The following is a 16,166-nucleotide window of genomic DNA, read 5'->3' on the forward strand; positions in this document are numbered from 1 at the left end:
GGGGGCACTCGCCTTCGAATGTCGGAGGTTGGTGATGGGCTCTGGTCATCGAAACCGTATCCGGTGTCGATGAGATCGTGCCGCAGCCGACCGCGTGTCGTCTTCGATCGATCTGCGGATAACCGCTCCCTTGACAGTGTACGAATATCGAAGATAGATTCGGAAGAGAACTTCGCACCCGCTCGTCCCGGCCGACGGGCGGGGGCGAAGATCTCATCTGACCGGGGTCGCCCCGAGGAGGACACCATGAACTCGATCACCACCATCACCCCCGCTCCCACCCGTCCCGTCGTCCGCACGCGGCTGCGTCTCACGACGCGTGGTCGTCGCGTCGTCGCGACGCTCGCAGCGCTGCCGGCGGTCGTGGCATTGGGGATCGGCATCCTCTCCAGCGGTGGCGCACTCGCCAGCGGTGACGCAGGCTCGGCGGCGGGGACGTTCAAGACGGTGACGGTCCACTCCGGTGACTCGCTCTGGACGATCGCTCAGGACGTCGCGCCCGACAGCGACCCCCGCGACGTGATCGACGACATCGTCCGGCTGAACGCGCTGCCGTCGTCTGTCGTCGACGCGGGTCAGTCGCTGGCGATCCCCACGGCCTACACGGCTCAGGCGGCCGAGTAGACCGGCGCGACGTCCTACGATGGCGGGGTGAGTGCGAGTCTCGACGACCTACCCCTCCGCGACGATCTGCGGGGACAGATCCCTTACGGCGCCCCGCAGGCGTCGCTCCCGGTGACGCTGAACGTCAACGAGAACACCCACCCCGTCCCCGAGGATGTGGCGGACGACATCCTCGATGCGATCGCGCAGGCGCTCCGCGACATCAATCGGTACCCCGACAGGGAGTTCACCGGACTTCGCGAAGGATTCGCGGACTACTTGGGGCACGGCCTCCAGGCGGAACAGATCTGGGCGGGGAACGGGTCGAACGAGGTGCTGCACCACCTCCTCCAGGCCTTCGCCGGCCCGGGACGCACGGCTTTCGGCTTCACCCCCACCTATTCGATGTACCCGCTCCTCACCGGGGCGACCGGCGCCACGTACGTCAGCGGCACTCGTGGCGAGGATTTCACGCTGACGGCTTCGGATGCCGCGGAGCAGATCGATCGCGCACAGCCCGACGTCGTCTTCCTCTGCGCGCCGAACAACCCGACGGGCACTCCTCTCCGGCTCGACGTGATCGAGGCCGTCTACGAAGCCTCGAGAGGCATCGTCATCGTCGACGAGGCGTACCAGGAGTTCGCGCCACGTGATGAGCCGTCAGCACTCACGCTCCTTCCCGGACGCGAGCGTCTGGTCGTGTCGCGGACGATGAGCAAGGCGTTCGCGTTCGCCGGCGCCCGCGTCGGCTACCTCGCCGCCGACCCGGCGGTCATCGACGCCCTCAGGCTCGTTCGTCTGCCGTACCACCTGAGCGCGCTCACCCAGGCTGCGGCGACCGCTGCGCTGCGGCACGCGCCGACCATGCTCGGGATGGTGGACGACATCGTCGCTCAGCGGGATCGCATCTCGGCGACGCTGTCCGCCCTCGGCTACTCGCCCTACGAGAGCTGGTCGAACTTCGTCCTCTTCGGCGGGGTGAGGGACCCTCGGGCGACGTGGCGGGGTCTGTACGACCGCGGCATCCTCGTCCGCGATGTCGGGCTGCCGCACACGCTGCGCGTCTCGGCCGGCAGCGAGGACGAGTCCACGGCGTTCCTCGAGGCGCTCGCCTCGCTCTGAGTCCCGCGGCGTCGTCACGAGGGCAGGGCGGATGCCGCGCGTCGATAGACTCGATGCATGAGCATCCCCGCGTCCCGCACCGCCTCCGTTCGGCGTGCGACAAGCGAGTCGACCATCGAGCTCGAGCTCGATCTCGACGGAACCGGTCAGAGCACGATCGAGACGACGGTCCCGTTCTTCGACCACCTGCTCACCGCCTTCGCGAAGCACTCGCTCGTCGACCTCACCGTCCGCGCGAGCGGGGACACCCACATCGACGCTCACCACACCGTCGAGGACACGGCGATCGTGCTGGGGCAGGCCATCCGGCAGGCGCTCGGCGACAAAGCCGGCATCTCGCGCTACGGCGACGCGCTGGTCCCGCTGGATGAGGCCCTCGCTCAGGCGGTCGTCGACATCAGTGGTCGTCCCTACCTCGTCCACTCGGGCGAACCCGAGGGCTACGAGTTCCACCTCATCGGCGGCCACTTCACCGGATCGCTCGTGCGTCACACGTTCGAGGCCATCGCCTTCCACGCCGGCCTGACCGTTCACGTCACTCTGGTCGCCGGCCGCGACCCCCACCACATCGCCGAAGCGGAGTACAAGGCGTTCGCCCGCGCGTTCCGGCAGGCCAAGGCGCTCGACCCGCTCGTCCAGGGCATCCCGAGCACGAAGGGCGCCCTGTGACGACACCGCCGCTGGTCGCGGTCCTCGACTACGGATCGGGCAACGTCCACTCCGCCGTCAAGGCGCTCATCGAGGCGGGGGCCGACGCGCGTCTCACGAAGGACCGCGGGCTGATCGCGGATGCCGCCGGGCTCCTCGTCCCGGGAGTCGGCGCCTTCTCCGCCGTCATGTCGGCTCTGCGCGCCAGTCGTGGAGACGAACTCATCGGTCGCCGCCTGGCGGGAGGGATGCCGGTCCTCGGTATCTGCGTCGGGATGCAGGTCATGTTCGAACTCGGTGTCGAGCGCGGCGTCGACACGCAGGGTCTGGGGGAGTGGCCGGGGTCGGTCACCGAGCTCGAGGCGCCGGTCCTGCCTCACATGGGCTGGAACACGGTCCGCGCCGGCGAAGGATCGACGCTGTTCGCGGGCCTCGAGGAGGAGCGGTTCTACTTCGTCCACTCCTACGGGGCGCAGGACTGGACTCTCGACGTCATCAAGCCGTTCCGCGAGCCGGTGCTGACGTGGTGCGACTACGGCAGGCCGTTCCTCGCCGCTGTCGAGAACGGCCCGTTGTCGGCGACGCAGTTCCACCCCGAGAAGTCGGGAGCGGCCGGCATCCGCCTGCTCTCGAACTGGATCTCCTCGCTGCCTGCGTCGGAGTAACCTGTCCCCTTGTGCGCGCGCCCGGCGTGCACACCGTCCCACCCGGAGCCATGAACGAATTCGCATCCACGCCCGAACTGACCCTGCTGCCCGCTGTGGACGTCGCCGACGGCAAGGCCGTCCGACTGACGCAGGGCGAGGCCGGCACCGAGACCAGCTACGGCGATCCCGTCGACGCCGCGCAGGAGTGGGCGAGGCAGGGCGCGGAGTGGATCCACCTCGTCGACCTGGACGCCGCATTCGGGCGCGGCTCGAACGCAGCGCTCATGCGCAAGGTGATCAAGTCCCTCCGCGGCGTGAAGGTCGAGCTCTCCGGCGGCATCCGCGATGACGAGTCCCTCGACGCAGCGCTCGACTCCGGTGCGACCCGCATCAACCTCGGCACCGCGGCGCTCGAGAACCCCGAGTGGGCCGCCGATGTGATCCTCCGCTACGGCGAGGCCATCGCCGTCGGTCTGGACGTGCGCGGCACGACGCTCGCCGCACGGGGCTGGACGCGCGACGGCGGCGACCTCTGGCAGGTCCTGGACCGTCTCGAGGATGCCGGCTGCAGCCGCTACGTGCTCACCGACGTGACGAAGGACGGCACGTTGCAGGGGCCGAACATCGAGCTCCTGCGCGAGGTCGCCGTCCGCACCGACAAGCCGGTCGTCGCATCCGGCGGCATCTCGAGCCTCGACGACATCGCGGCGCTTCGCGAACTCGTGCCGCTGGGTGTCGAGGGTGCGATCGTCGGAAAGGCCCTGTACGCCGGCGCGTTCACGCTGGCCGAGGCGCTGGATGTCGCCGGACACTGACCCGCACTCGGGTCACGCGGCTGACTCGGCGGGCGTCCCCTGGGAGGGGCGGAGCTTCCAAGCGAATCCGCACAGCGGCGACGACGGCAGCGCCGACCCGGCGCTGCTCGCGGCGCTGACCGCGTTCCACGCGGGGGAGGGGCCGGCGACCGCCGTGGTCGACGCCTACCGAGCTGCTCGCCTCCTCATCCCCCTGGTCGCCGAGAAGGGCGATGAAGGCCTCGGTCCGACGGGCCTGACCGTCGATAAGACGCAGGAGCTGTCGATCGTGACGGTCGCCGCGCCGGACGGGCGGCGTGTGCTCCCCGTCTTCACCTCGGTCACGACCATGTCGCGATGGGATGCCGCCGCGCGCCCCGTACCCGCGGACGGCGTCCGGACGGCCCTGTCGGCCGCGGCCGACGACACCGAGCTCATCGTCATCGACCCGGGCAGCGACACGGAGTTCGTCCTCCGCCGCCCCGCCGTCTGGGCGATCGGGCAGGGTCAGGCGTGGGAGCCGCCGCATGTCTCGCCGGACGTCTTCGCCGGCCTTCAGGAGTCGATCGGCACAGAACTCGGCGTCCTGGATCTTTCCGTCGCGGCGGGCGATCCTCATTCGCGTCTGCGCGGACCCGAACTCGTCGTGAGCCTGCACCTCGTCGACGGCCTCGACCAGGCGGCTCTCGATGCCATCCTGCAGCGACTGGCGTCGAGGTGGGCGACGGACGACCGCGTCGCCGTCCTCGTTGACTCGTTGACCGTCAAGCTCATCCGCGCCTGACACGCAAAAGGGGGGATGCCGCGCGGCATCCCCCCTTCAGCGTCTCAGTTGACCGGGCCGGTCCACTTCTCGCCGGGACCCTTGCCGATGGGGTCGGGGATGGACGACGCCTCGCGGAAGGCGAGCTGCAGAGTGCGCAGCCCGTCGCGGAGCGAGCGCGCGTGCATATCGCTCACCTCGGGGGCGGCGGCGGTGATCAGGCCCGCGAGGGCGTTGATGAGCTTGCGGGCCTCGTCGAGGTCCTTCTGCTGGTCGGGGTCGTCTGCCAGGCCGAGTTTGACGGCGGCGGCGCTCATCAGGTGGACCGATGTCGTCGTGATCACCTCGACCGCGGGGACGTCCGCGATGTCTCGGGTGGCGGACTGCGCGACCCGTTCCTGTTCCTCCCAGCGCGAGAGGCGCTCGGGGTCGTGATCGCTGTGGTCGGCCGGAATAGTACTCACGTGCTGCTCTCTGCTAGACTTCTGCGGGCACCGGAGTGTTCTGCTCCGTGTCGAAAGAGGATCACATCCCACCCGCGCTTGCCGCTCCAGGCTACCGGGTCTCGCACTCCGCCTCGCTCGTCGAGGTTGTCCAGGGTGCAGAACAGAACGCCGATGCATGCATCGTGCGGGGTGGACGTGACGATCTTCCGCCCGGCGACACATTTCCGTGTCACCGGAGGCCGTCCACCGCACGAAGAGGAGTTCCGCATCAGCGATCCCCGCACCAATGACCGCATCCGCGTTCCCGAGGTCCGCCTCGTCGGACCCGCGGGTGAGCAGGTCGGCGTCGTCCGCATCGAGGTGGCCATGCGCCTGGCCCAGGAGGCCGACCTCGATCTCGTCGAGGTAGCCCCGAACTCGAAGCCCCCCGTGGTCAAGATCATGGATTACGGCAAGTTCAAGTACGAGGCTGCGCAGAAGGCCAAGGAAGCGCGGCGCAATCAGGCGAACACCGTCCTCAAGGAGGTCCGGTTCCGTCTGAAGATCGAGGCGCACGACTACATAACCAAGCTCAAGCGCGCCGAGGGCTTCCTCCAGGCGGGGGACAAGGTGAAGGCGATGATCCTCTTCCGCGGGCGCGAGCAGTCGCGTCCCGAGCAGGGTGTCCGCCTCCTCCGCAAGTTCGCCGAGGATGTCGCCGAGTTCGGCACCGTGGAGTCCAATCCCACGATCGACGGCCGCAACATGGTGATGGTGGTGGCCCCTCACAAGAACAAGTCCGAGGTCAAGACGGAGCAGAACGCGGCCCGCGCCGCGACGAAGCAGGCTGCGCGTGATGCGCGCGGTCAGGCCGACGACGAACAGACCCCCGCTTCCGCTCCGGCGGAGTAAGCGCACCACAGACTCCCGTCCGCGGGATCCCCAACGAAGGAAGAGATATGCCGAAGCAGAAGACCCACTCGGGTGCCAAGAAGCGTTTCAAGGTCACCGGCAGCGGCAAGCTGATGAAGCAGCAGGCCAACCTGCGCCACAACCTCGAGGGCAAGGCGACCCGTCGTACCCGTCGCCTCGACCAGGAGCAGGTCCTGGCCAAGGGTGACGCCAAGGTCGCCAAGAAGCTCCTCGGCATCTGATCGCCGACGCAGATTTAGGAAGTAGAAGAAATGGCTAGAGTCAAGCGGGCTGTCAACGCCCACAAGAAGCGTCGCGTCATCCTCGAGCGCGCCTCCGGTTACCGCGGACAGCGTTCGCGTCTGTACCGCAAGGCGAAGGAGCAGGTCACCCACTCGCTCGTCTACGCGTACCGCGACCGCCGCAAGCGCAAGGGCGACTTCCGTCGCCTCTGGATCCAGCGCATCAACGCCGCTGCCCGGCAGAACGGCATCACGTACAACCGCTTCATCCAGGGCCTCGGCCTCGCGGGTGTCCAGGTCGACCGCCGCATGCTCGCCGAGCTCGCGGTCAACGAGCCCGCCGTCTTCGCGTCGCTCGTCGCGACCGCCAAGGCTGCGCTGCCGGCTGACGTCAACGCCCCCAAGGCCTGATCGCGTCACCTTCTGAGAAAGGGCGTCCTCTTCGGAGGGCGCCCTTTCGCATGCCCGCTGCACCCGCGCCCTACACTGAGAACGTGCTCGAGAACCCCCGATCGCCGCGTGTCCGCGCCGTTGCGAAGCTGACCAAGCGCGCAGCCCGGCAAGAGACCGGGCTGTACCTCCTCGAAGGTCCGCAGGCTGCGCGAGAGGGCCTCGTGTGGCGGCCCGACACGCTCATCGAGCTGTATGCGACTCCTTCGGCATGGGAGAAGCACCAGGACATTCGCGATGCGGCATCCGACGCGGACGTCGAGGTCGAGTTCGCGAGTGAGGCCGTCATCGAGGCGATGGCCGACACGGTCACCCCGCAGGGCATCATCGCGGTGGCGCGTCAGGTGCCGACATCGGTGCGCGACATCTTCGCCGACGACCCGAAGCTCATCGTGATCTGCGAGGAGGTGCGGGACCCCGGCAATCTCGGCACCATCATCCGTGCAGCGGATGCCGTCGGTGCCGACGCTGTCGTCCTCACCGGCCGGACGGTCGATCCTTTCAACCCCAAGGTCGTCCGCGCGACGACCGGGTCGCTCTTCCACCTTCCCGTCGCCGTCGGGGTGGATCTCGCGGACGCCGCGGGCCGCGCCCGGTCTGCGGGGCTCCGGATCGTCGCCGCCGACGTCGGGGGAGAGGACTTCGTCGATCACCGTGCGACGCTCGCCGAACCGACCGCGTGGGTCTTCGGCAACGAGGCACGCGGGCTCGACGACGAGGCACTGTCGCTCGTCGACCTTTCGCTCCGTCTCCCGATCTACGGTCGGGCCGAGTCGCTGAACCTGGCGACCGCGGCGAGCGTGTGCCTGTACGAATCGGCGTTCGCGCAGCGTTCGGCCGGCTGACGTCGAATCATTACGGAACTGTAAACCCCGCGCCACCAGAAGGGTTATGGGCCACCCTGCCCCATAGGGTCGGATACATGACCACTCCTGCTGCCGACCCTGCGCCGCGTACGTCGAACATCGACGTCCGCCGAGGCGAGCCGCTCGTCGTCCTGACGAACGTGCAGAAGCACTACGGCGACTTCCAGGCCCTTACCGACATCGACCTGTCGGTCAACCGCGGCGAGGTCGTCGTCGTGGTCGGTCCGTCCGGGTCCGGCAAGTCGACCCTGTGCCGCACGATCAACCGTCTCGAGACGATCACGAGCGGCTCGATCACGATCGACGGCGCCGATCTTCCGGCCGAGGGCAAAGCGCTCGCGGCGCTCCGTGCCGATGTCGGCATGGTCTTCCAGTCCTTCAACCTGTTCTCGCATCTGACGATCCTCGAGAACGTCACGCTCGGTCCGATCAAGGTCAAGGGCATGAAGAAGGCGGATGCCGAGAAGCTCGCTCGTGAGCTGCTCGACCGTGTGGGCGTCGGCCACCAGGCCGACAAGCTCCCGGCCCAGCTCTCGGGTGGTCAGCAGCAGCGTGTCGCGATCGCCCGCGCTCTTGCGATGAAGCCGAAGGTCATGCTCTTCGACGAGCCGACCTCCGCGCTCGACCCCGAGATGATCAACGAGGTCCTCGACGTCATGGTCGGCCTCGCGCAGGACGGGATGACGATGATCGTCGTCACCCACGAGATGGGCTTCGCCCGCAAGGCGGCGGATCGCGTGGTCTTCATGGCCGATGGACAGATCGTCGAGCAGGCCGCTCCGCAGGAGTTCTTCACGAACCCGAAGAGCGACCGCGCGAAGGACTTCCTGTCCAAGCTCATCACCCATTGAGACGTCCGCGCCCTGCACCGGCGCGACGAACGACGAACGACACGAAACCAGGAGGATCACATGCGTAAGACACGACTCGCCGGCGCCTTCGCCGGCATCGCGATCGCGGCACTCGCGCTCGCAGGCTGCAACAGCGGCAGCCCCACCGCGCCCGGCGGCGCTGCCGGCGGCGACGACGACACGGAGGGCCTCTGGGAGGTCGCCAGCGACGTGACTCTCGACGGCAGCCCGACGTTCGACCGTGCGTCGAAGGCCGACAAGATCGTCGTCGGTGTCAAGAGCGACCAGCCCGGCCTCGGCTACGAAGACGCCGTCTCGGGTGAGCGCACCGGCTTCGACGTCGACATCGCTCGGTGGATCGCGGCATCCCTCGGCTTCGACGAGGATCAGATCGACTTCCAGACGATCCCGTCGGCGAACCGCGAGCAGGAGATCGTCAACGGCAACATCGACTACTACGTCGGCACGTACTCGATGACGGACGCGCGCGACGAGGTCATCGACTTCGCGGGACCGTACTTCATCACGGGTCAGGGCCTCCTGGTCGCCGCGGATGACGACTCGATCAGCGGTCCCGACGACCTCCAGGACAAGGTCACGTGTTCGGTGACGGGTTCCACCCCGCTGCAGCGCATCCGTGACGAGTACAACGGCGAGGTCACCGAGCGTCAGACGTACTCCGAGTGCGTCGAGCAGCTGCTGAACGGTCAGGTCGACGCCATCACGACGGATGAGGCGATTCTCGCCGGCTACGTCGCGGAGGACCCGGACAACCTGAAGCTCGCTGGCAGCCCCTTCAGCGAGGAGCGCTACGGCGTCGGCCTCGCGGACGGCGACACCGTCCTCAAGGACCACATCAACACTCTGTTCACGGACGGCGGCGACGTCTGGACCGCGCTGTACGAGAAGTACCTCGAGCCGGCCGGCGTCAAGGCCACGCAGCCCCAGGTCGACTGACCTCTCACCCCGGGGACACGTGTTCGTGTCCCCGGGGTTTCTCCTCTCTTGAGACGTTCGAAAGGACCCCATGGGCGTCATCACCGACAACCTCGACTTCTGGGGTGAAGCGCTCCTCGGCACGCTCGTCCTCTTCTTCGGGGGTGGGCTGATCGCCCTGATCCTCGGAATCATCGTCGGCGCGATGCGCGTCTCGCCGGTGCCGATCGCCCGCGCCGTGGGCACGTTCTACGTCAACACGATCCGCAACACACCGCTGACCCTCGTCTTCTTCGGATTCGCCTTCACCCTGCCGCCTCTTCTCGAAGTTCGGGCGAGTGGTGGCGTCCAGGTGATCTTCGCCGTGGCAGCCCTCGGTATCTACACCGCCACGTACGTCGCCGAGACGGTGCGGTCGGGAATCAACACGGTCCCGGTCGGCCAAGCCGAGGCTGCGCGAGCACTCGGCCTGACCTTCGGGCAGGTGATGTCGCTCGTGGTCCTCCCGCAGGCGTTCCGTTCCGTCATCCCGCCGATGATGAGCGTCTTCATCGCCCTTCTGAAGAACACGACCGTCGCCGCCGGATTCTCGGTCATGAACCTCGGGTCCGCCCGCGACTGGTTGAGCGAACGAGGCGAGAACCAGCTCGTGGTCATCATCTGCGTCATGGTCATCTTCGTCGCTCTTGTCCTGCTTCTCTCGTGGGGTCAACGGACACTCGAGAACCGATGGAAGGTGGCGCGATGAGCAGCAGCGTCCTCTACGACGTCCCCGGCCCTCGGGCGATCGCACGCAACCGCATCATCGGTGTGGTCGTCGTCCTCGTGGTGGCGGCCGTCATCGGCTTCCTGGTCTGGCGCCTCGCCGTGACCGGACAGTTCTCGGCGGAGAAGTGGAACGCTTTCACCTACACCCGCATCTGGGAGCAGTTCCTGATGGCCGCGGGCCGGACGCTGGCGGCCTTCGCCGTCGCAGCGGTCGGCGCGCTCGCCCTCGGCTTCATCCTCGCGATCGGCCGTCTGTCGGATCACGCGTGGGTGCGTGTCCCGGTCGCCGCCGTCGTCGAATTCCTGCGCGCGGTGCCCGTGCTCGTGACGATGTTCCTCCTCTACTACGGGATGCCGGTGCTCGGCGTTCGGATCGAGGGGTACTGGGTCGTCGTCATCGCCCTCATCGTCTACAACGGTTCGGTGCTCGCCGAGGTGATCCGCGCAGGGGTCGAATCGCTCCCGCGCGGACAGTCCGAGGCTGGCTATGCCCTCGGCCTCGGCAAGTCGGGCGTCATGCGCCTCGTCCTCCTGCCGCAGGCGATCCGGGCCATGATGCCGGTGATCATCGCTCAGCTCGTGGTGACGCTGAAGGACACCGCTCTCGGCTTCATCATCACGTACGAGGAACTCCTCTTCTACGCGAAGTACCTCGGCTCGCAGAACTCGCTCGACCGACCCATCGTGCAGGCGACGATCGTCGCAGGCATCATCTACATCGGTCTGTGTCTGGCACTGTCCGGTGTCGCGAAGCTGGTCGAGAAGCGCCTCAGCCGCAATCCCGGCACTCCCGGCGCGGCTCCGGCCCGGCCTCTTCAGGAGACCACCGACACCGAGCTCATCGCCACTCAGTTGAGGGCGAGCTCGAAGGACTCGGGTACCGGCCGGGGGGTCTGACGTCCTACCGGCGGGCCGCACTCCGGCCCGCCGGTAGACTCGTCTCTCGTGTCCGACGCACCCGAGATCACCCCCGAGGCGGTGGATGCCGCCGTCGCCGAGGCGCTGGCCGCCTTCGCCGCCGCCCCCGACACCGCCGCGCTGAAGGCCGCCCGTTCGGCTCACACCGCGGAGGGATCGCCGCTCGCGCGTCTCAACGCCGAGCTGCGCAACGTCCCGAACGACCAGAAGGCCGCCTCCGGCAAGCTCGTCGGCCAGGCTCGCGGTCGCGTCAATCAGGCGCTCGCGGCTCGCGAGGCCGAGCTCGCCGCCGCCGAGACCGCCGCGAAACTCGAAGCGGAGCGTGTCGACATCACGGCGATCGCCCCGCGCGGGCGGGTCGGGGCGCGGCATCCCATCTCACTCCTCCAGGAGGAGATCGCCGACCTCTTCGTCGGCATGGGATGGGAGATCGCCGAGGGGCCCGAACTCGAGCACGAGTGGTTCAACTTCGACGCCCTCAACTTCGCGCCCGATCACCCGGCCCGCCAGATGCAGGACACGTTCTTCGTCGACCCGGTCGCCCGCCACCTCGTCATGCGCACGCACACGAGCCCGGTGCAGGTCCGCTCGATGCTCGAGCGCGAGGTCCCGATCTACATCCTCTGCCCGGGCCGCGTGTACCGTACCGACGAGTTCGACGCGACGCACCTGCCTGCCTTCACGCAGTTCGAGGGGCTTGTGATCGACGAGGGCATCACGATGGCGCACCTCAAGGGCACGCTCGATCATGCCGCGAAGGTCCTTTTCGGAGCCGAGGCGAAGACCCGGTTCCGCACCAACTACTTCCCGTTCACGGAGCCGTCCGCCGAGCTCGACCTGTGGCACCCCACCTTCCCCGGTGGCGCGCGCTGGATCGAGTGGGGCGGATGCGGGATGGTGAACCCCAATGTCCTCCGCGCCGCCGGCATCGACCCCGAGGTCTACTCGGGCTTCGCCTTCGGCATGGGCATCGAGCGGACCCTGATGTTCCGCAGCGATGTGCAGGACATGCGTGACATGGCCGAGGGCGATGTCCGCTTCAGCGAGCAGTTCGGAATGGTGGTCTGATGCGCGTCCCGCTCTCTTGGCTCGGCGAGTACGTCGATGTAGCCGAAGGCACGACCCCCGAGGACGTCCTGGCCTCCTTCGTCTCCGTCGGATTCGAAGAGGAGGACGTGCACGCGTTCGACCTCACGGGCCCCATCGTCGTCGGACGTGTCGTCTCGTTCGAGGCCGAGCCGCAGTCCAACGGCAAGACCATCCGGTGGTGCCAGGTCGACGTCGGCGAGGCGAACGGCGGCGTCCGCGGCATCGTCTGCGGCGCCGGCAACTTCTTCGAAGGCGACAAGGTCGTCGTGACGCTGCCGGGAGCGATCCTCCCCGGCCCGTTCCCGATCGCTGCGCGCAAGACGTACGGCCATGTCTCGGACGGCATGATCGCCTCCGCCAAGGAACTCGGCCTGGGGGAGGAGCACTCCGGCATCCTCCGCCTGACGGATCTGGGCCTCGACCCCGAGGTCGGGACCGACGCGATCGCTCTCCTCGGTCTCGACGACGCCGCCGTCGACATCAACGTCACGCCCGACCGCGGATACGCCCTCTCGATCCGGGGTGCGGCGCGCGAGTACGCGCACGCGACCCGTGCCGCCTTCACCGACCCCGGCCTACGCCCCTTCGAGGAGCTCGAGCAGCCCACCGGCGGGTTCGACATCACCGTCGACGACGGTGCACCCATCCACGGCAAGCCGGGTGCGAGCGAGTTCGTCGTGCGCATCGTGCGCGACGTCGACCCCTCGCGGCCGACGCCGCCCTGGATGACCGCGCGCCTGTCGCTCGCAGGCATCCGCTCCCTCGGCATCCTGATCGATATCACCAACTACGTGATGCTCGAACTCGGCAACCCGATCCACGGCTACGACCTCGACGCGCTCACCGGTGGAATCACCGTGCGCCGCGCGTCGGCGGGAGAGAAGCTCACGACCCTCGACGGCAAGGAGCGCACGCTCGACGCCGAGGACCTGCTCATCACCGACGAGTCCGGCCCCATCGGCCTGGCGGGCGTCATGGGCGGCGGCAAGACCGAGATGGGGGATACCACACGCAACGTCCTCATCGAGGCGGCCATCTTCGACCCCGTGTCGATCGCCCGCACGGCGCGTCGGCACAAGCTTCCCAGCGAGGCGTCCCGGCGCTTCGAGCGGGGCGTCGACCCGCTCATCCCGTTCGTCGCGGCCCGCCGCGTCGCCGACCTGATGGTCGAACTCGCCGGTGGCACGCTCGACACGACCACGGGCGGCGCGCTCTTCGCCGAGGTGTTCGTCCCGTCGGTCGAGCTCCCCGGGTCGTTCGTCGCCGGCCTGATCGGCGTCGACTACACGCCCGACGAGATCGTCGGCGCGCTCGAGACCATCGGGTGCGAGGTCATCGACGGTGACGGCGGCTGGGAGGTCATCCCGCCCTCCTGGCGCCCCGATCTCACGGACCGGTGGACGCTCGCGGAAGAAGTCGCCCGACTGCACGGGCTCGACCGGATCCCGTCGATCCTCCCGACGCCTCCCTCCGGCCGCGGCCTGACGGCGCCTCAGCGCGGACGTCGTCGCGTCGCGAACGCGTTGGCTGCCTCCGGTCACGTCGAGGTCGTCGCGTTCCCGTTCACGACCGAGGAACAGAACGACCTGCACGGTTCGGCGACGGGGGAGCACGTGCCCTCCATCCGGCTCGCCAACCCGCTCGACGGTCAGGCGCCGTTCCTGCGGCGCTCGCTGCTCCCGGGACTCCTGCAGATCGCGCACCGGAACGTGTCCCGAGGCTTCACCGACGTGGCCCTCTTCGAGACCGGCACGGTGTTCGCACCCGTCGAGGGCGTCGAGTACGGCACCACGACCGTGCCGCCGCTCGCGCAGCTGCCCGTTGAGGCGACGCTCGCGGCACTGCACGCGTCGATCCCGCCGCAGCCCCGGCACGTCGCCGTCCTGCTGCACGGCAACGCGCTGGCGAAGCGACCCGGCCAGCCGGCCGTCGCCTTCGACCTCGCCGATGCGCTCGGTGCGATCCAGACGATCGCCGCGGCCGCAGGTGTGGAGATCGAAGTCCGGCAGGCCCAGCGCGCCGCGCTCCACCCGGGCCGCGCCGGTTCGCTCTTCGTCGGGGACGCCGAAGTCGGCTACGTCGGCGAGCTGCTCCCGGCCGTGGCAGAGGCGGCAGACCTGCAGGGGCGGGTCTTCGTCGCCGAACTCGACCTCGACGCCGTCCTCGCCCTCACACCCGCACCGGATGCCGCGCCGTCACTCGCGACGTACCCCGCGGCGACGCAGGACGTGTCGCTCGTCGTCGCAGCCGACCTCGCCGCCGGCGAGGTGCGGGATGCGCTCGCCGACGGCGCAGGTCCTCTGCTGGAGGACCTCCGTCTCGTCGACGACTACCGCGGCGCCGGGGTCCCCGAGGGAGCCAAGAGCCTCACGTTCGCCCTGCGCTTCCGCGCTGACGACCGCACGCTGACGGCGACGGAGGCAACGGAGGCGAAGCTCGCCGGTGTGGCTGTCGCCGCCGAGCGTCACGGAGCGGCGATCCGCGACTGAACCGCTGTCCTCCGAATGGCCGACTGCACAGCCGGTCGTTCGGAGGATACCGTTCGCGTATGGCGACCGCGTCCGAAGCCCCGGCATCCCCCGTTCCGCACGGGGGTGCCGCGGAACGCATGCCGAGAGCGGCGAGGATCATCCGGTTCCTCGCCGCTGTCAACGTCACGACGGTGGCGGCGAGCCTCGTGTCGTACTCCCTCGGGTGGCAGTACGGGATGCTGCTCTTCCCCCAGGCGTCCGTCTTCTTCCCGGCGGCATGGACCGGCCCCGTCGTGAGCGGCGTCGTGTGGTTCGTCGTCGTCGCGATCGCGGCAGCCACGGCGGCCCTCGGCGCCCTCCGGTCTCCCGCCGCCCACCGAGGCTACGGAGCGTTCCGCGCGATCACGATCTGCGGTGCGGTCATCGCCGGCGTCGTCCTGGTCCTGGTGCTGGGTTCGTCGTTCGTCGTCCTCTGACCTCAGCGCGTGCCCCAGTTCCAGGGCGGAGCATCGAGCAGTCCCTGACCCTCGACCACTGTGCCGTCGATGCGACGCTCCAGCGAGATGCGGTGCGCATCAGGAATGGCGTCGATGAGTCCCGGCGCGTGCGAGACCAGCAGCACTTGCGTCTGCGCGGCCGCCGCCCGCACGAGGTTCGCGAGCGGCGCCAGCAGGCTCGCGTGAAGGCTGGACTCGGGCTCGTTCAGGACGGTGAGCGGCGCCGGACGTGCAGGAAGGAGTGCGGCGCACAGGAGGAGGTAGCGGAGGGTTCCGTCCGAGAGTTCTGCTGCGTCCAGCGGCCGCAGGAGGCCCGGCTGGCTCAGGGTCAGACGGAGGTTCCCGTCGGATGCCTCCACCCTGACCCGGCTGCCGGGGAAGGCCTCGTCGACGGCGCTGTCCAGCAGGTGCCCGAATCCCGCGTCGTGGACGGTGGCCCACACCGCGGCGAGGTTCGAGCCGTCGTGGGCGAGGAGGGGCGAGCGGGTGCCGACCTGCGGACGACGGGCAGGGGCGTCGGCGTCGACGCGGAAGTGGTCGTAGAAGCGCCAGCCGTTCATGATCCGCCGGAGACCGAGCAGCTCCGGGGCCGTGTCGCCGTCGGCGAGGTCCGTGACGATGCTCTCGAAAGGCGCGAGCTTCTGATCGAGGGACACCCACGCGCCGTCACGGACGCGCGTCTGCGCCCGGAGCCGGTCGATCAGCAGGGTCGCCGGCTTCGCGAGTCTGCCGGCGAAGACCTGCTCCCGCTTGATCTCGGGGTCGCGGGCGAAGACGCTGTTCTGCGACGCCTGGGGGATGCCGAGGTCCACGAGGTACCCGAGCTCGTCCGATGCGAAGCCGAGCTGCACTGCGATCGGGTTGCGTCGGACGGTGCCCTGCCCGCCGCCGTCCTCCGAGCCGGCCCACAGGAGCGACGGCAGCCCGCCCTCCCGCGCGACGGCACCGACGAGATCACCGCGCGCGGCCGAAGCCAGCAGGCGCAGTGCGCGGTACAGGTTGGACTTGCCCGACCCGTTCGCGCCGGTCACGACGGTGAGCTCCTCGAGCGGGAGCACGACATCGCGGAGAGAGCGGTAGCCGGAGACGGCGAGCGTGCGCAGCATCCCCCCACTGTGCCAGGTGGAGTGGACATCGCGACGAGGCCGTTCGCTAGGCTCGCCG

General features: G+C 68.8%; 19 protein-coding genes. 17 read left to right on the plus strand and 2 right to left on the minus strand.

Annotated elements, in window-relative coordinates; all coding sequences use genetic code 11:
• The first annotated feature begins 246 nt into the window (after positions 1-246).
• Genes QE428_RS09865 through QE428_RS09890 form a run of 6 tightly spaced genes read left to right on the plus strand, consistent with a single transcriptional unit; the run spans position 247 to position 4,598 of the window.
• Complete coding sequence (locus QE428_RS09865) at positions 247-624, plus strand: LysM peptidoglycan-binding domain-containing protein (protein ID WP_307468606.1); 378 nt, start codon at positions 247-249, stop codon at positions 622-624.
• Between the two features lie 27 nt (positions 625-651).
• Positions 652-1,725: a histidinol-phosphate transaminase gene (locus QE428_RS09870; protein WP_307468607.1), complete on the plus strand. Its 1,074-nt coding sequence runs from the start codon at positions 652-654 to the stop codon at positions 1,723-1,725.
• Positions 1,726-1,782: 57 nt separating this feature from the next.
• Positions 1,783-2,394: an imidazoleglycerol-phosphate dehydratase HisB gene (hisB, locus tag QE428_RS09875; RefSeq protein ID WP_091352480.1), complete on the plus strand. Its 612-nt coding sequence runs from the start codon at positions 1,783-1,785 to the stop codon at positions 2,392-2,394.
• Entirely contained in the window at positions 2,391-3,038 is a 648-nt protein-coding gene (gene hisH / locus QE428_RS09880; protein ID WP_091352483.1) for an imidazole glycerol phosphate synthase subunit HisH, read from the plus strand. The genes hisB and hisH overlap by 4 nt, the downstream gene beginning before the upstream one ends.
• Before the next feature lie 50 nt (positions 3,039-3,088).
• Positions 3,089-3,835, plus strand: coding sequence for a bifunctional 1-(5-phosphoribosyl)-5-((5-phosphoribosylamino)methylideneamino)imidazole-4-carboxamide isomerase/phosphoribosylanthranilate isomerase PriA (gene priA / locus QE428_RS09885; protein ID WP_091352486.1), 747 nt, complete (start codon positions 3,089-3,091; stop codon positions 3,833-3,835).
• Complete coding sequence (locus QE428_RS09890) at positions 3,819-4,598, plus strand: SseB family protein (RefSeq protein WP_307468610.1); 780 nt, start codon at positions 3,819-3,821, stop codon at positions 4,596-4,598. Before priA ends, QE428_RS09890 begins: the two co-directional genes overlap by 17 nt.
• Positions 4,599-4,642: 44 nt before the next feature.
• Here the strand turns inward: QE428_RS09890 and QE428_RS09895 are convergent, their stop codons facing one another.
• Positions 4,643-5,041, minus strand: a complete 399-nt coding sequence (locus QE428_RS09895; RefSeq protein WP_018187226.1) for a DUF1844 domain-containing protein — start codon at positions 5,039-5,041, stop codon at positions 4,643-4,645.
• A 177-nt stretch (positions 5,042-5,218) separates the two neighbouring features.
• Here QE428_RS09895 and infC point away from each other — a divergent pair, with 177 nt between their 5' ends.
• The 11 genes from infC to QE428_RS09950 all read left to right on the plus strand — a co-directional run bounded on the left by infC (position 5,219) and on the right by QE428_RS09950 (position 14,981).
• Complete coding sequence (infC, locus tag QE428_RS09900; RefSeq protein ID WP_231916552.1) at positions 5,219-5,914, plus strand: translation initiation factor IF-3; 696 nt, start codon at positions 5,219-5,221, stop codon at positions 5,912-5,914.
• 47 nt (positions 5,915-5,961) lie between these two features.
• The gene (rpmI, locus tag QE428_RS09905; RefSeq protein ID WP_018187228.1) at positions 5,962-6,156 is read left to right on the plus strand and encodes a 50S ribosomal protein L35; all 195 of its coding nucleotides are present in this window, start codon (positions 5,962-5,964) and stop codon (positions 6,154-6,156) included.
• Between the two features lie 30 nt (positions 6,157-6,186).
• The gene (gene rplT / locus QE428_RS09910) at positions 6,187-6,567 is read left to right on the plus strand and encodes a 50S ribosomal protein L20 (RefSeq protein WP_064003211.1); all 381 of its coding nucleotides are present in this window, start codon (positions 6,187-6,189) and stop codon (positions 6,565-6,567) included.
• Positions 6,568-6,650: 83 nt separating this feature from the next.
• Positions 6,651-7,451 carry an RNA methyltransferase gene (locus tag QE428_RS09915; RefSeq protein ID WP_307468614.1) on the plus strand — a complete coding sequence of 267 codons (801 nt, stop codon included), beginning with the start codon at positions 6,651-6,653 and terminating at the stop codon, positions 7,449-7,451.
• Between the two features lie 77 nt (positions 7,452-7,528).
• Positions 7,529-8,323 (plus strand): amino acid ABC transporter ATP-binding protein, encoded by a 795-nt coding sequence (locus QE428_RS09920; RefSeq protein ID WP_091352495.1) that lies wholly within the window; start codon positions 7,529-7,531, stop codon positions 8,321-8,323.
• A gap of 60 nt (positions 8,324-8,383) precedes the next feature.
• Entirely contained in the window at positions 8,384-9,280 is an 897-nt protein-coding gene (locus QE428_RS09925) for a glutamate ABC transporter substrate-binding protein (protein ID WP_091352498.1), read from the plus strand.
• Between the two features lie 70 nt (positions 9,281-9,350).
• Complete coding sequence (locus QE428_RS09930) at positions 9,351-10,007, plus strand: amino acid ABC transporter permease (protein ID WP_091352501.1); 657 nt, start codon at positions 9,351-9,353, stop codon at positions 10,005-10,007.
• Positions 10,004-10,924, plus strand: a complete 921-nt coding sequence (locus tag QE428_RS09935) for an amino acid ABC transporter permease (protein ID WP_240741216.1) — start codon at positions 10,004-10,006, stop codon at positions 10,922-10,924. Before QE428_RS09930 ends, QE428_RS09935 begins: the two co-directional genes overlap by 4 nt.
• A 48-nt stretch (positions 10,925-10,972) precedes the next feature.
• Positions 10,973-12,013, plus strand: a complete 1,041-nt coding sequence (pheS, locus tag QE428_RS09940) for a phenylalanine--tRNA ligase subunit alpha (protein ID WP_307468621.1) — start codon at positions 10,973-10,975, stop codon at positions 12,011-12,013.
• Positions 12,013-14,523 (plus strand): phenylalanine--tRNA ligase subunit beta, encoded by a 2,511-nt coding sequence (pheT, locus tag QE428_RS09945; protein ID WP_307468623.1) that lies wholly within the window; start codon positions 12,013-12,015, stop codon positions 14,521-14,523. Before pheS ends, pheT begins: the two co-directional genes overlap by 1 nt.
• A 59-nt stretch (positions 14,524-14,582) precedes the next feature.
• Complete coding sequence (locus QE428_RS09950) at positions 14,583-14,981, plus strand: hypothetical protein (RefSeq protein ID WP_307468626.1); 399 nt, start codon at positions 14,583-14,585, stop codon at positions 14,979-14,981.
• Positions 14,982-14,983: 2 nt separating this feature from the next.
• Here QE428_RS09950 and QE428_RS09955 read toward each other — a convergent pair whose 3' ends face one another.
• Positions 14,984-16,108, minus strand: coding sequence for an AAA family ATPase (locus tag QE428_RS09955; RefSeq protein WP_307468631.1), 1,125 nt, complete (start codon positions 16,106-16,108; stop codon positions 14,984-14,986).
• Positions 16,109-16,166: the final 58 nt, after the last annotated feature.

Origin of the sequence: Microbacterium sp. SORGH_AS_0505 (genome assembly GCF_030818715.1) — a bacterium.
Lineage (GTDB): Bacteria > Actinomycetota > Actinomycetes > Actinomycetales > Microbacteriaceae > Microbacterium.

Coding starts and splice junctions, on each gene's coding strand:
- QE428_RS09865 (WP_307468606.1), top strand. CDS start 247: ATGAACTCGATCACCACCATCACCCCCGCTCCCACCCGTCCCGTCGTC.
- hisB (WP_091352480.1), top strand. CDS start 1,783: ATGAGCATCCCCGCGTCCCGCACCGCCTCCGTTCGGCGTGCGACAAGC.
- priA (WP_091352486.1), top strand. CDS start 3,089: ATGAACGAATTCGCATCCACGCCCGAACTGACCCTGCTGCCCGCTGTG.
- QE428_RS09890 (WP_307468610.1), top strand. CDS start 3,819: ATGTCGCCGGACACTGACCCGCACTCGGGTCACGCGGCTGACTCGGCG.
- rpmI (WP_018187228.1), top strand. CDS start 5,962: ATGCCGAAGCAGAAGACCCACTCGGGTGCCAAGAAGCGTTTCAAGGTC.
- rplT (WP_064003211.1), top strand. CDS start 6,187: ATGGCTAGAGTCAAGCGGGCTGTCAACGCCCACAAGAAGCGTCGCGTC.
- QE428_RS09920 (WP_091352495.1), top strand. CDS start 7,529: ATGACCACTCCTGCTGCCGACCCTGCGCCGCGTACGTCGAACATCGAC.
- QE428_RS09925 (WP_091352498.1), top strand. CDS start 8,384: ATGCGTAAGACACGACTCGCCGGCGCCTTCGCCGGCATCGCGATCGCG.
- QE428_RS09930 (WP_091352501.1), top strand. CDS start 9,351: ATGGGCGTCATCACCGACAACCTCGACTTCTGGGGTGAAGCGCTCCTC.
- QE428_RS09935 (WP_240741216.1), top strand. CDS start 10,004: ATGAGCAGCAGCGTCCTCTACGACGTCCCCGGCCCTCGGGCGATCGCA.
- pheT (WP_307468623.1), top strand. CDS start 12,013: ATGCGCGTCCCGCTCTCTTGGCTCGGCGAGTACGTCGATGTAGCCGAA.
- QE428_RS09950 (WP_307468626.1), top strand. CDS start 14,583: ATGGCGACCGCGTCCGAAGCCCCGGCATCCCCCGTTCCGCACGGGGGT.
- QE428_RS09955 (WP_307468631.1), bottom strand. CDS start 16,108: ATGCTGCGCACGCTCGCCGTCTCCGGCTACCGCTCTCTCCGCGATGTC.